4 protein-coding genes are annotated in these 14103 nt (G+C 56.1%); 3 read left to right on the top strand and 1 reads right to left on the bottom strand.

Going from position 1 to position 14103, the window contains the following annotated elements:
• Positions 1–6: 6 nt before the first annotated feature.
• The 3 genes from AQS70_RS09965 to AQS70_RS09955 all read left to right on the top strand — a co-directional run bounded on the left by AQS70_RS09965 (position 7) and on the right by AQS70_RS09955 (position 13343).
• Positions 7–11901, top strand: a complete 11895-nt coding sequence (locus AQS70_RS09965; protein ID WP_055102631.1) for an SDR family NAD(P)-dependent oxidoreductase — start codon at positions 7–9, stop codon at positions 11899–11901.
• A gap of 127 nt (positions 11902–12028) precedes the next feature.
• Positions 12029–12925 (top strand): thioesterase domain-containing protein, encoded by an 897-nt coding sequence (locus AQS70_RS09960; protein WP_162233892.1) that lies wholly within the window; start codon positions 12029–12031, stop codon positions 12923–12925.
• A gap of 19 nt (positions 12926–12944) precedes the next feature.
• Positions 12945–13343, top strand: coding sequence for a YybH family protein (locus AQS70_RS09955; RefSeq protein ID WP_055102629.1), 399 nt, complete (start codon positions 12945–12947; stop codon positions 13341–13343).
• 139 nt (positions 13344–13482) lie between these two features.
• Here the strand turns inward: AQS70_RS09955 and AQS70_RS09950 are convergent, their stop codons facing one another.
• Entirely contained in the window at positions 13483–14070 is a 588-nt protein-coding gene (locus AQS70_RS09950; protein ID WP_055102628.1) for a biliverdin-producing heme oxygenase, read from the bottom strand.
• Positions 14071–14103 lie beyond the last annotated feature (33 nt).

Raw genomic sequence — 14103 nt, 5'->3', positions numbered from 1 at the left:
GTGGGCATGGCGTGCCGTTTTCCGGGAGCCCTGCATTCTCCGGATCAATTGTGGCAAGCCTTGATCGACGGGGTAGACACCGTTGGACCGGCTTCACAGGCCAGACAAGCATTGCGCGTAGCGGGGGCTGGCGCTTTTCGTTGGCAGGCCGGATTGCTTGAAGATATTGCCGCTTTTGATGCCGGTTTTTTTCGTCTTTCACCCCGCGAGGTCGAATGGCTTGACCCCCAGCAACGGCTTCTGATGGAGATTAGCTGGCAGGCACTGGAGCATGCGGGAATTGCCCCTTCAGCGCTTAGAGGCGGTGACCACGGTGTCTTCGTCGGGTTGATGGGCAGTGAATATGCGGCGTTATTGGGGCAGGGCGATAGTCGGGAGGTTGAGGCGCAATTTGCGACGGGCAGTGCCTGTTCAGTGGCAGCGGGGCGGTTGGCGTATTTTCTCGACTGGCAAGGCCCGACCTTCACCGTGGACACCGCGTGTAGTTCGTCGCTAGTAGCGGTGCATTTGGCTTGCCGCAGCCTGCAGCAGGGCGAGTGCCGACTGGCGTTGGCGGCTGGCGCTAATGTGTTGCTGGATGATAGACATTTCGAAGCGTTTGACCGGGCAGGCATGTTGTCACCCAGCGGCCGCTGTCACAGTTTTGATCAGCAGGCTGACGGCTATGTTCGCGCTGAAGGCTGCGCAGCCTTAGTGCTGAAGCGGCTGGCAGACGCCCAAGCTGACGGCGATCCGATCTTGGCCGTGATTCTTGGCAGTGCTATTAATCAGGATGGCACCAGCGCCAGCCTGACCGCACCCAACCCCAAGGCACAGCAGGCTGTGATTGAGGCTGCACTCAAACAGGCAAAGGTTGAGGCGCTGTCCATCCGCTATTTAGAGACCCACGGAACCGGTACCCAACTGGGTGACCCGATTGAGGTTCAAGCAGCCTATGCGGCGCTGGGCAAGCTTCGTACGGCGGACCAACCGTTATTGTTGGGGTCAGTCAAAAGTACCTTGGGCCATCTTGAGGCATGCGCGGGTCTTGCCGGTGTGATCAAAACGGTGCTGAGCTTGCAGCATTCCTTGATTCCTGGACAGTTGCACTTCAATCAGCCCAACCCGCTTATCCCGTGGTCAGAGCTGGCCGTGGAGGTTGTTAGCAAGACTCGGCCTTGGCCTGCGGGAGCAAGGCGCGCAGGTGTCAGTTCCTTTGGTTTTAGCGGCACCAATGCGCATGTCATCTTGGAAGCCTATGAAGCGCCACCTGCTGCCCCGCAAGCCTCCCCCGGGCCGGTGGCGCTGGTACTGTCGGCGCGGACTGCGCTGCAGTTGCGTGAGCGTGCCGAGCAGTTAATCCGTTTTTTGGGTGCACAGGACGTTGAGCTTAATGCCTTGGCCTATACCCTTCAGATCGGACGCGACGCCATGGCTCAGCGCTTGGGTTTTGTCGCAGGTTCAGTGGCTGAGGTTGTGCATACCCTGCAAATCTATTTAGCGCAGCAGCCCGCCTTGAATACTGTTTTCCAAGGCGTTATTGATCCAGCCCACCCCGCGCTCACAGTGCATCAACCGCAAACGCTGGCTCTGATGGTCGAAGGCTGGGTACGAGGCGAGCCCGTGCAGTGGGAGCGTCTGTATGCCGATAACCGTCCTCGGCGTCTGCTTCTACCTACCTATCCCTTTGCTAGAGATCATTACTGGCTACCGGACTTCGTGCTTGGTGCGACGTCTTTAGCACAAGACGTTCTGGTGTTAACGCCCACGTGGGAACGCGATGACACAACCTCTGAAGCCGAGATCGACCTCGTACCGTCACGAGCAATAGCGCGTGAACGAGATAGCCTAGAAAACTGTTTCGACATTCAGTTCAACGCTACTGACTCAACCGATAAGTTGATCAACCATTTGCAGTCAGCATCAACTTCGGCGCACCTGCTCTGGCACGTACCGCCAACAGAAATGTCGGTCTCCGTCATGGGCTTCAGGCTAGTAAAGGCGCTGTTGGCGTTGGGCTATGATCGGCAAGGGTTAAAACTGACCGTATTCACTATAGAGGGGCAAGCCCTGCATAGGGACGAGCGAGTTAATCCGCATCACGCCAGCGTGCTGGGTTTAATGGGCTCGGTGGCCAAGGAATATCCGCATTGGCAAGTGCGCGCGCTGGATCTGCCCGCTGATGCTGCCGTCGTCTACCGGGAGTTGGCCTATTGCCCAACTGACCCGCAAGGCAACACTCGGCTTTGGCGCAAAGGTACTTGGTACCGGCAGCGTTTAATCCCTTGCCAATTACCAGCCTCTGAGGTTTCAACCTTTCGTCACGGTGGCGTTTATCTATTAATTGGCGGAGCCGGTGGGCTTGGCAGAGCGTTAAGTGAATACCTGATTGTGCATTTTAAGGCGCAAGTGATTTGGTTGGGGCGCCGCGTCGAAGATGCGCACCTAACCCAGCAGCGGCAACGCTTGGCGGGCTTGGGTCCTGCGCCTTATTACCTTCAAGCCGATGCCAATGATGTGCAGGCGCTTGAGCGAGCGTTAGCCCAGACTAGTCAGCGTTTTGGCCCAATCCATGGTGTGGTGCACAGCGCCATGGAACTGGCGGACAGCCCTTTAGCCAACATGGACGAAAGCACGTTTATTCGTGGCTTGAATGCCAAGTTGACGGCACAGCATCTACAGACCGTTCTAAAAGGGCGGGCACTGGATTTTGTGTTGTTTTTCTCATCCATCAACAGTTTTCTGAAGACCGGAGGGGCCGCTAACTATGCCGCCGGGTGCTGTTTTGCCGACGCTTGCGCGCACCAGCTCCAGCGTGCTGGTTTTGCAGTGAAGGTCTTGCATTGGGGGCATTGGGGCGAAACGGGAGGTGGAGCCTCTAAACCCTATAAGTCTTTCATGCAGCAAATGGGTATGAACTCGATCAGCGCTGAAGTCGGCATGGCCACCGTTGAGCAGGTGCTGAACAGCGAGTTGTCACAGGTTGTGTACGCTAATGTGAGTGAGGGTTGCGTAGCTCGGATGTTGGGGCTGGAGCCCGCAACAACGGCGCAGCAAACCTGCAATAGCGCGAGCGATGAAGCTGGGCATGTGAACCTAGAGCAGCGAGCCCTCACGGACTTGATCCAGCAAGCCAGCCTGTTGTTGAAGCTGCCCGCTCAAGACCTAGACCCTAATGCCAACCTTACTGAGTACGGCTTTGATTCGATTCTGTTGATGACGTATGCGCGTGAACTGAGTGAGCGCTATGGGCTGTCTTTATCGCCTTCATTGTTTTTTAGCCATACCAGCCTGACTCAATTTGCACAGTACTTGTTGCAGTTTTTTACTCAGCCGCTGGGTAGATTTTTTAACGTTGAAAGCGTTGTTGCGGTAGACAAAAACGCTCTTCAAACAGCGCCTAGCAACCGCCATGAACCCCTCGCGATCATTGGCATGAGTGGCCGATTTGCCGGTGCGCGCTCGGTTGATGAGTTGTGGGCCTTATTGCGCGACGGGCGCTCTGCGCTCGCGCCGTTTCCCAGCGACCGATTAGCCCAGGCTGACACAGCGCCACCACGATGGTTGGCCGCCATGCCGGGTGTCGATGAGTTTGACCCGCTGTTTTTTGAGATTTCACCTAACGAAGCCGCAGTCATTGATCCGCGCCAGCGCCTACTGCTACAGGAAACGTGGCGTGCACTCGAAGATGCCGCCTATGGTCAGGCTCATTTACAGCAGCAGACGGTCAGTCTGTATGTCGGTGTTGAGGCCGGGGACTACGGCCATCTAATTGCAGATAAAAATACGCTGACCGCCAACCACGAAGCTATTTTGGCTTCGCGATTGGCTTACCACCTGAACTTGGACGGCGGTGCGTTGGCAATTAATACCGCCTGCTCATCCAGCCTAGTGGCGCTGCATCAAGCCTGCGAGAGCTTGAAAAGCGGTGGCTGCGACACGGCTATTGTGGCTGGGGTGAACCTGCTATCTGGCTGCGGACTGTACGACCAAATGTCTGCCGCGGGGATGCTGGACAAAGAGGGGGTTTGCCGTGCGTTTGGTGAGAGCAGTGCAGGGATGGTTCCGGGAGAGGCGGCCGTGGCGGTCGTCATTAAACGCTTGGCGGACGCTCTAGCCGAGGGCGACCCGATTCGCGCAGTGATTGTGGGCAGTGCGATCAACTATGACGGCAAGACCCAAGGGATCACAGCGCCCAGCGGGACCGCTCAAAGTCAGTTGCTACGCGACGTTTATGGGCGTTATCAGGTCGATCCGCAAGCGCTCGACTATATCGTTACCCACGGCACTGGAACCCCGTTGGGCGACCCCGTTGAAATCAATGCCCTGTGCGACGCCTTTGCTTCGAGCGTTACGCGTCAACAATTTTGCGCGATCACCTCTAATAAACCGAATGTCGGCCATACCTTGGCAGCGTCCGGCTTAGTGAGTTTGGTGAACCTAGTCCTGTCGCTGGAGCATCAAACCCTCGCCCCCAGCCTAGGCGCAGAACCTTTAAGTACGTTTATCTGTTGGCCCAATAGCCCTTTCTATGTGAACACGGTGGCTCGGCCTTGGCCTGTGAAAGCAGGGGCGGCTCGACTGGGCGCTGTGAGTTCATTTGGCATGAGTGGAACCAATGCCCACGTGGTTTTGCGTGGGATTGAAGGCACGCGAGCGCCTTACGACACGCCAGATGTTAGCTACGCATTACTGGTGTTATCTGCCAAAACCACTGGTGCCCTCAAGCGTCAGGCGCAAGCGTTGGTTGACCTGTTGCGCGGCAGCGATTGTGCTCACTACAACTTGCACGCCATGAGTCACACGCTGCTCAGTGGGCGGCATCATTTCAAACACCGCTATGCCATCGTTGTAAAAGACCACGAAGATGCCATCGCCGGGTTGCAGTCCTTGATTGACGCCGATGCTCCTGCACACACTTTGGGTTATGGATGCGTACCAAGCGCATTTGCCCCCGATGCGGCGCAAGCGACCTTAGCGCATGCACTGCTTGCAGACACCGCGAGCGGTTACACGTTGGATGCGCTCGGCGCGACACTTGAGACCTTGGCCAAGGTGTATCTGCAAGGGTATGACTTGGCATGGGCGACCTGGTTTGGCGCTCAACCGCCTGTGCGCCTTCATCTACCGACCTATCCGTTCGAGCGCGAACATTTTTGGGCGATCACTGGCGCTGCTGCGCCGACGGCGCCTGCACACCCGTGGCTTCAGCGCGACCTCTCGACTACCGCCTATCAGCGCTATGGTGTGACCTTTACGGGGGCTGAGCCCGTATTGCGAGATCACCGGGTCTTGGGCCAGCGCCTATTGCCCGGGGTCGGGCATCTTGAGTGGGCGCGATTGGCCATCACGAGCTGGCTAAACAGCGATGGGTTTCTGCGCTTCGAGCAGGTGACGTGGTTACGGCCACTGGTGGTTGAGGCTGAACATGAGGTCTGGATCACGCTGAGCAAAGAAGCAGACGGTCGGATCGCCTTTGAGATTCACAGCGCAGACACCTCAGCCCCTGAGGTTTACAGCCAAGGCTGGGCCAGCCTTGGCACGGCAGAGTTGGGTGCGGCCCCTCGTCACGATCTGAGCAGCCTTCAAGCGCAGTGTACGAAGCCTATGCTCGGTGACGATTGTTATGCCGCCTTCACAGCAGCCGGGCTTGATTACGGCGCGACTTTTCGCCTGATTCGTCATCTCTCAACAGGTCACAATCTGGCCGTAGGGATGTTGGAACTGGCCGACGAACCCGGGTCCGGTCTGCCGCCCGGTGCCTTAGACAGCGCACTTCAAGTCTGCGCCCAGCTCAATGATGAGCAGGCGATTGCCATGCCCTTTGTATTGCAGCGCCTTGAACAATGGGCCGTGATACCGCGTCAGGCCTGGGTAGTCGCCCGGCGTACTGTTGACTCCCCCGACCTAACACCCTCATTCAACATTGATATCGCTGATGCACAAGGGCGGGTGGTTCTGCGCTTTAGTGGTTTTAGCCCAAAAATACGCGTCGTATCGCCGCCTGCGGTTCACGCCCAACCTGAAGACAGCGATGGGGCGAGCGAGATGACCCTGACAGCTATTTGGTGTCGTATCGCCGAGGGCTCTTTCGATAAGGTCGAACCCTCGCAGCGGGTGTTGACGGTGGACGATGACTTTATGGTTGGCAGCCACGAGACAGTGCAACAACGTCTGAGCCAAGTGCCCGACTGGGCGCATATCGTCTGGCACGTGCCCAAGGGGCAGGCTCAAGTGGCCTTCAGTGGGTTTCGTTTGATCAAGGCGTTGCTGGCCGCGGGTTATGGGCAACGTTCAATAAAGTTGACGGTGGTGACTCGGCAGGCCCACGGCATGGGCGCCGGGCAAACCGTTGATCCTGAACACGCTAGCGTGCATGGGTTGATCGGCTCCTTGGCCAAGGAGTACAGCCAATGGCAGATCACCTTGCTGGACCTGCCTCAGACATCTACCCCTGAGCTTGACGTGTTGTTGGCTCAGCCAGTGGATCCCCATGGCAACGCTCGCTATTGGCGCGACGGCTGTTGGTACCAACAACAGTTAGTGCCTTGTGCTTTGCCTGCGGCGCCGCGTGACCTGTATCGCCAGGGCGGCGTGTATGTGGTAATCGGCGGGGCCGGTGGGTTGGGTGTGGTCTGGAGTGAACACGTGATCCGTCAGTGCCAAGCGCAGGTAATCTGGCTCGGAAGACGAGCGCAAAATGACGCTATTTCTCAGCAGTGCTTACGGCTCGGACAGTTCGGGCCATCGCCCCTGTACCTGCAAGTCGACGCCGCTGACCGTGATGCTATGGAGCTTGCTCAGATCGAGATAATTCGAAGGTTTGGCGCGATCAACGGAGTTGTAAATAGTGCGTTCGTGTTGGCGGATCGTAGCTTGGCGGGCATGGACGAGCTGACCTTTGAGACTGCTTTAGCCTCCAAAGCGCAGACGACGCAGGTTGCTGATGAGGTGTTTGGCCATCACTCGTTGGACTTCGTGCTGTTTTTTGGCTCATTGCAAAGTTTCTGGAAGGCGCCGGGGCAAAGCAATTATGCCGCCGGTTGCTGCTTCTGCGACGCCTTGGCTCGTGAGCTGGCTCAACGACGGCCTTATCCGGTCAAGGTCATGCAGTGGGGCTATTGGGGCAGCGTCGGAGCGGTGGCAAGCCCTGTCTATAACAACCGCATGGCCCAGGTAGGTTTGGAGTCGATACCACCAGGCCCTGCGATGGCAGCACTGGACAAATTGCTGGGTTCCGCGCTGAGCCAGGCGGCCTACGTGTACACCGGTTCCAGACCACTGCCAGAAGGCTTGGGGCTTAATCCTCACGTGCAATGCGCCGCGGCCAAATCTTTACCGGTTGTCATTGTCCCGCCCAGTTCACCTGCACTGCCAGCGGCGGACCTTGAACGGGTCCAATGTGAGTTTGAGCGCCAATTGATTGCGATACTTCGGGTACGCATGGCCCGCCAACCTAGCGTCAGCGCCAAACACCAAGCTTGGTGGGAGGCCAGTGTTCGCAGGCTGGCGGATGCGGGGGCGTGTTTAGATGAAAACCTCCCGTCTTGGGAAACGCTTTTGCCGCAATGGATGGCCTATTGCCAAACCCAGGCCGAGCATCCGCTTAACGGGCCGCAGGCCCGTTTAGCCAATGAAATAGTGCAAGCCTTACCGGATATTCTGCGCGATGACCTAGCTACCACCTGTGTGCTGTTCCCACAAGGTGCGCTGGATCGGGTCGAGGCGTTGTACAGCAGCCATCCAGTTGCCGCTTATTTCAACGAGCTTTTGGGGGAGCGGTTGCTGGCCTATGTTAAGGCGAGGCTGGCGCTGGACGCAGGTGCACAACTGCGGATTTTGGAAATCGGCGCAGGGACGGGCGGTACCAGCGCTCACCTGCTTAACGCGCTTAAAGCCTATGCATCCACTATTGAGGTGTATGAGTACACGGATGTAGCCGGGGTGTTTCTGGCTCAAGCGCAAGCCCGTTTTGCCGACCAAACCCCTTGGCTGCGCACCCGCTTATTGGACATTGCGCATTCGCCAGTGAGTCAGGGATTCAGCCCCGGCGATTACGACATAGTTGTGGCGACAAACGTCTTGCATGCCACCCCGGATATTCGCAAAACCTTGAGCAATACCAAGTCATTGCTCAAAGGTCACGGGTTGTTGCTGCTCAATGAGCTGCACGAGATCAATCTGTTCCAGCATGTGGTGTTCGGCCTGTTAGACGGGTGGTGGCTGGCCCAGGACACGCCGTTGCGCGTTGTCGACACCCCGGTGTTGAGCATTAGCACTTGGAAAGAGGTGCTGGCCGATGCTGGTTTTGAATCGGTACACGTCAGTCAAAGCTCTGGCGCGGATCTGGGGCAGTGCGTGATTGAAAGCTTCAGTGATGGCGTTATCTGCTTCGAGCGTGCGTGCGTGCCCGCGCAGCCCGTTTCCGCCGCTGTTGAAAAACCGCAACCAACGTTGCTGATACAGACCCTGCGGGCGTGCGTTAGGCAAGCGTTGGGCGTTAGCGATAATCAGCTACAGGATGACCTCGCTTTTGTCAGCCTAGGCGTGGATTCCATCAGCAGCGTGGCCTTGGTCAATGTCATTAATCAGCAACTGAATCTGCGTTTACCCGCAACCATCGTGTACGACTACCCGACCCTTGAGCGCTTATGTGCCCATATCCAAACCACATATGCACCTATCGGTGTAGGGGGCACTGCGCCGTACAGTGCGCCACTGGCCATCGCGCCCGGCGATGAACCGTTAACCTCTCCCGACAAGTTGCACAGTACGTCGACGTATCGGCGCCTTTTATTGCAGCGTCCAGGCTCAATTGATGAATTGCAGTGGGTTGAGGAGCCTGTACCGGCCTTGGGGCCGAGGGAGGTACGGATTGCCGTTCACGCTTTTTCTCTTAATTTTGGTGACCTACTGTGCGTTAAAGGGCTGTACCCGACCCAGCCTGCCTACCCGTTTACGCCGGGTTACGAAGCCAGCGGTGTTGTGACCGCCGTGGGTCATGAAGTGACAGACGTTAGCGTTGGCGCTCGGGTGGTGGCGCTGGCCGGTCATGCATTAGGGGCACATGCCACGGTCGTGACGTGCGCCCAAGATCTGGTTTTTACTTGCCCAGACACCCTTGAGCTGGAGCAGTTTTGCGCGTTGCCGTCGGCGGCGTTGACGGTGCTGGAGTGTTTTGCCAAGGCTGGGGTCAAAGCCGGGGAGCGGATTCTGATTCAAACCGCTACGGGTGGCGTCGGTTTAATTGCTGTTCAATTGGCTAAGCATCTGGGGCTTGAGGTTTACGCCACTGCTGGCTCTCAAGCCAAACTAGATTATTTGGCGTCTCTGGACGTTCACTACTTGATTAACCATCAGCAAGAAGATTTTCAGCTGGCGATTGAGCGACTCACCCAAGGGCAAGGCGTCGATGTGGTAATCAACACACTCGACGGCAATGCTCTGCAAAAAGGGCTGGCCTGTCTGAGCCCAGGAGGCCGCTACGTCGAGATTGCGATGACGGCCTTGAAGTCTGCCCGCAGCATTGACTTGTCAGGTCTGGCGAGTAATCAGTCGATGCACAGCGTTGATATGCGCAAGCTTGGACTACAACGACCGCAGGTATTACAGGAGCACATGCACCGGTTGCTACAGTTGATCCAAGAACAGGCGATCAGCGCGCTCCCGGGTACCTACTTCACCTTTGACCGCGTGAAGGACGCTTACCTCTGGTTAGAAAATCGCGTACACCTGGGCAAGGTTGTGGTGACCATTCCTGAAGCCCTGCGCTTCATCGAGGCAGCAGTTTGCGCGCCACAGAGCGCGAGCGAGCCCATTGCAATCATCGGCATGAGCGCACGATTTGCGAGTGCACAAAATATTCAAGCGCTATGGCATGCACTGGAGCAGGGGGAGGATCTGGTAAAGCCTGTCACGCGCTGGCCATTGACCCCTTCAATCGACGGGACGTCTTGTCGAAACGGCGCACTGATGCCGGACATTCAATGTTTCGATCCCTTGTTTTTCGATATTTCGAGTCTTGAAGCGAGTGTCATGGACCCGCAGCAACGGCTGTTTTTAGAACAAGCTTGGCACGCCCTGGAAGATGCCGGTTACGCGGGGCAGGCCAGTGAAGGCGCGCGTTGCGGCGTGTATGTCGGGTGTAGCGCTGGGGATTATTTAGACCTGCTAGGCGATCAGCCTGTGGCACAGGCGTTTTGGGGCAACTCAGCCTCGGTGATTCCTGCTCGCGTCGCGTTTCATATGAATTGGCAAGGCCCGGCGATTGCTACAGATACCGCCTGCTCCAGCTCGCTGGTGGCTGTTCATCAGGCGTGTCAGGCCCTGCGTACCCAGGAAGTCGAGATGGCCATTGCAGGCGGGGTGTATGTGCAGTGCACTGAACGCCTCTACAGCCAAGCCAATCGCGCGTCGATGTTGTCCAACACAGGTCGTTGCAGTGTCTTTGATGAGCAAGCAGACGGATTTGTCCCCGGCGAAGGGGCTGCGGCGGTTGTGTTGAAGCCGTTGTCCCGTGCACTGGCAGATGGCGACAGTGTGTATGGGGTGATTCGCGGTTCTGGAATCAATTATGACGGCGCTAGCAATGGCATTACGGCCCCGAGCGGGTTGGCCCAGTCGCGGCTTGCTAGCGAGGTCTACACCCGGTTCGGCATTAACCCGGCAGGGATTCAAATGGTCGAAGCCCACGGCACTGGTACGGTGCTGGGTGACCCTATTGAGTTCAAGGCATTGACCGAGGTATTTGGGGTTTTGCACAGTACGGCGACGTGCGCCTTGGGCTCAATAAAAAGCAATATTGGCCACGCGGCCACCGCGGCGGGAATTGCGGGTGTGATCAAGGTTTTGTTGTCGTTAGAGCACCGGAAGATCCCGCCGTCACTGCATTTTCATAAGGCCAACCCGCACATAGATTTCGCTGGCAGCCCTTTTTATGTACCGACCCGAGTGGCGGAGTGGGCCGTTGCAAAGGGGCATCAGCGAATGGCTGCAGTCAGCTCTTTCGGTTTCAGTGGGACCAATGCTCATCTGGTGATTGCCCAAGCGCCTGAGCAAGCGGCCTGCAAGTCAGCCCGTGATGTGCACTTGATTGCCGTGTCAGCGCGTACCCCTGAGCAGTTACGGACACAGATCAAACAGTTGATCCAATGGTGCAGCACCGAGCCTGTAGAAATGGCAGCCATGAGTTTCACCTTGTTGATGGGAAGACGCCATCATCTGCATCGGTCTGCTTTCGTTGCCCGCGACCCAAGCCAACTGTGCGAGCAGATGCGCCAGTGGCTTGTTCAGTCACCTGTACCGGTAGCGACATTGACCGCAGAACGTTCTACAGAGGCTTTGCTAGAAGCCTGTCAGCACGATTCTTCCTCCGTTGACTTGAAGCAGGCGTTAAGTCATTTGGGCCACCTGTATGAGCAGGGTGTTGAACTGGACTGGGATCGTTTATTTGATCAAGCGTCTAGGCGTAGGGTTCGGCTGCCGGGTTATCCGTTTGCAACTGAAAGGTATTGGCCGCAGCACGTATCAGATTTGGTGTTAGCGCCCAAGCGTCAGTCGACCGTGGTGGAACATGTGCGTGCAGCCTTCAAACAGACATTGGCGTTAACTGACGAGCAACTGAGTAATGACGCTGACTTTGCACGTTACGGCATGGACTCGATTCTCAGGCTCAGTTTATTAAAAACCCTTAATAAGCAGTTTGCACTCTCGTTAACTGTTTCGGTTCTGGACGACTATTCCACACTCAATAATTTAGCTAGGCAGCTTGAGTTTTTAATATTCAACGTACCGTCTAGCCAGAGCGTCGAGGCCTATCAACTTAATAATACCGACGATCCACTTTATATCTTCTTGGGTGGTGCGCAGGTATTGAAAAGTAGTTTGGACACCGTGTGGAAGGGCCTGGTGAACCGTTATTAATGTGACTGGCCTTCACTTAAGTTTTATAAGCCTGCGGGGGGGTTCAATGTACTCGATCAATGAAACGAAAAGTCACTGTGGACAATCGGCAGCCATTCATAGGCCTCTACCCACCGAAATAGTCCCTATGAATCAGACAGGATCAGGGCAGCCGATTTTCTGGATTCATGCTGCGGCAGGCGGTAGCTCTGTCGGACAATACCAGCGTTTTGCAGACGTCAGTCAAAGACCCTTCTATGCGATCAAGCCGCCGACTATTGATATAGCCCAGTATTGGTTATGGGGGCTAGAAGCACGGGCTTGCTACTACACGGCACTGATCATCAGTATCGACCCCCACGGACCTTATGACCTTGGCGGGTACTCGATGGGCTGTACATTGGCGTACGAAGTGGCTCGCCAGTTATTAGCACTAGGACGCAAAGTCCAATCGCTGGTATTGATTGATCCGACCGACATGGCCTGTGTCCAGCAGTGGGCGCAGGCCCATGACAGCAGCCTCGTGGGCCTTCAGTCTTTATTGCTGCGTACCCTTAATTTTTCACTGTTGTCAGACAGTTGGGATACAGGTCAAGACTCGCCGGTGGTATTTATTCATCGTGATGACGTCATGGGCTATAACAGTATCGACACGTTTATGGAGCGTCTGATGGAGCTAGGGCATCAACGAGGTTTGAAGCTTAGTCGTGAACAATTCATGTTCAGAGTCATTCAAGATCGTCAGTTGCTTAACAGTTTAGTGTGTGAGGGGTATAACCAGCCTTTACCCGCGCCCAACGATCTCAATGGCTTCCTCTTTATTAATCGCAGCGGTGCCATGCAGGGTGCCTGTGCGCCCTATATATTGATGGATGATAGTCTGGCGGGTGCTGTCGAAAAACATTACAACGCCGAATGGCTGACCCAATGCAGTGCGTTTAAACACTACGAACTTGAAACGACTTCGCACTTTATGTTGCTGTTTGAATCGCACGCGTTGCTCCCGTGTGTACGCCTGTGCGAAACCCTCTACCGTGTCAGTTAGCTTTTATAAGGAAAAACGCATGGCTTTATTTGACGATATTCAATGCGCAATTAACCAAATGGCTACGGCTATTGAAACAGGCCGTGTTGACGAGGTTTTGAAACTTTATACGCTAGACGCCTGTTTACTGGCAGGGAATGAGTCGATATTGGTCGGCTTGGAAAATATAAGGCCGTATATAGAACGTTTGTTTGCACTGGGTATCAATCAAGCGACCTTTAAGACGGTACACGTAGAGACGTTGAACGGAGCCGTGCTTGAGAATGGAAGCTACAGCATGTCCAAAGCATCTAAAGACGGAGCGCCGCAGTGCTTGGCCAGTGGCAGCTACATACTCGTATGGACACGGGACATGAACGGGCAATGGCGAATCCACCGAGATGCATTCAGCGTGCTACCTAACCTAAATGAGTCGTAGCCTATGCCACCGTTTTGCAACCCGCTGTCGTAGGAGCGCAAATGCAGATCAAACACCTGTAGAAGCGAGCGTGCTCGCGATCTTTTGATATTTAAAAGGGCTGGCAGGGTTCGCCCTACAACCCTGCACACGCTCACCCTTAATCCGGAAATACCTCACGCAGAATAGTGCGATAGCTATCAAAAGCAGCAATCGCGCCTGCAATGGCTTCTGCTTCTTCATCAGCATCCAGCGTCAGCCCGTCGACCTTGGCCACGAACTCGCGCCAGTGCAATGCACGGCCATCCGGGTGAGGCGCTAGGTGCTGGGCGCCCTGATCGCCCTCTAGGCCCAAGCGCTGGGTTTGCTTAAATAAAAACGCCGCGCCGAGATTCGAGCCTTCACTGCAATACAACCAACCTAGGGCTTGGGCCGGGCTGACGCTGATCTGCTTAGGCATTGGCGGCAGCGCCAAGTCGAGGGCGCGCATGTCCGTCTCGACCGCCTCAAAGCGCGACAACTGAACCAGCCCTGGCAGGCGCTGATTGAGCTGCTCGTCGCGGTAAAGTGCCAACAAGCTGCCGTGAAAGCGATGTTGTACCTGCAAAAATAGGCCATAGCGTTCGCGGTCGTCGAACGGACGTGCGGCCATGACCAACTCATCGACACTGTCATGGTCGCGGGTGCTGGCGGCCTTCAGCCGCTTGCAGCGGCTGGGCTCGGAGAGGGTAGTTGCGCTAGCGAGCATCGGGTGAGTCCATAGCAAATTGATGAGGTGTTG

It is taken from the genome of Pseudomonas endophytica (assembly GCF_001411475.1).
GTDB lineage: Bacteria > Pseudomonadota > Gammaproteobacteria > Pseudomonadales > Pseudomonadaceae > Aquipseudomonas > Aquipseudomonas endophytica.
The sequence above is the reverse complement of the archived record's forward strand: the minus strand, read 5'-3'. Positions and strand labels throughout refer to the sequence as shown.

Bases quoted from the DNA above. Each gene is read 5' to 3' on its own strand.
- AQS70_RS09955 (WP_055102629.1), top strand. From the start codon at position 12,945: ATGGCTTTATTTGACGATATTCAATGCGCAATTAACCAAATGGCTACG.
- AQS70_RS09960 (WP_162233892.1), top strand. From the start codon at position 12,029: ATGAATCAGACAGGATCAGGGCAGCCGATTTTCTGGATTCATGCTGCG.
- AQS70_RS09965 (WP_055102631.1), top strand. From the start codon at position 7: ATGGCGTGCCGTTTTCCGGGAGCCCTGCATTCTCCGGATCAATTGTGG.
- AQS70_RS09950 (WP_055102628.1), bottom strand. From the start codon at position 14,070: ATGCTCGCTAGCGCAACTACCCTCTCCGAGCCCAGCCGCTGCAAGCGG.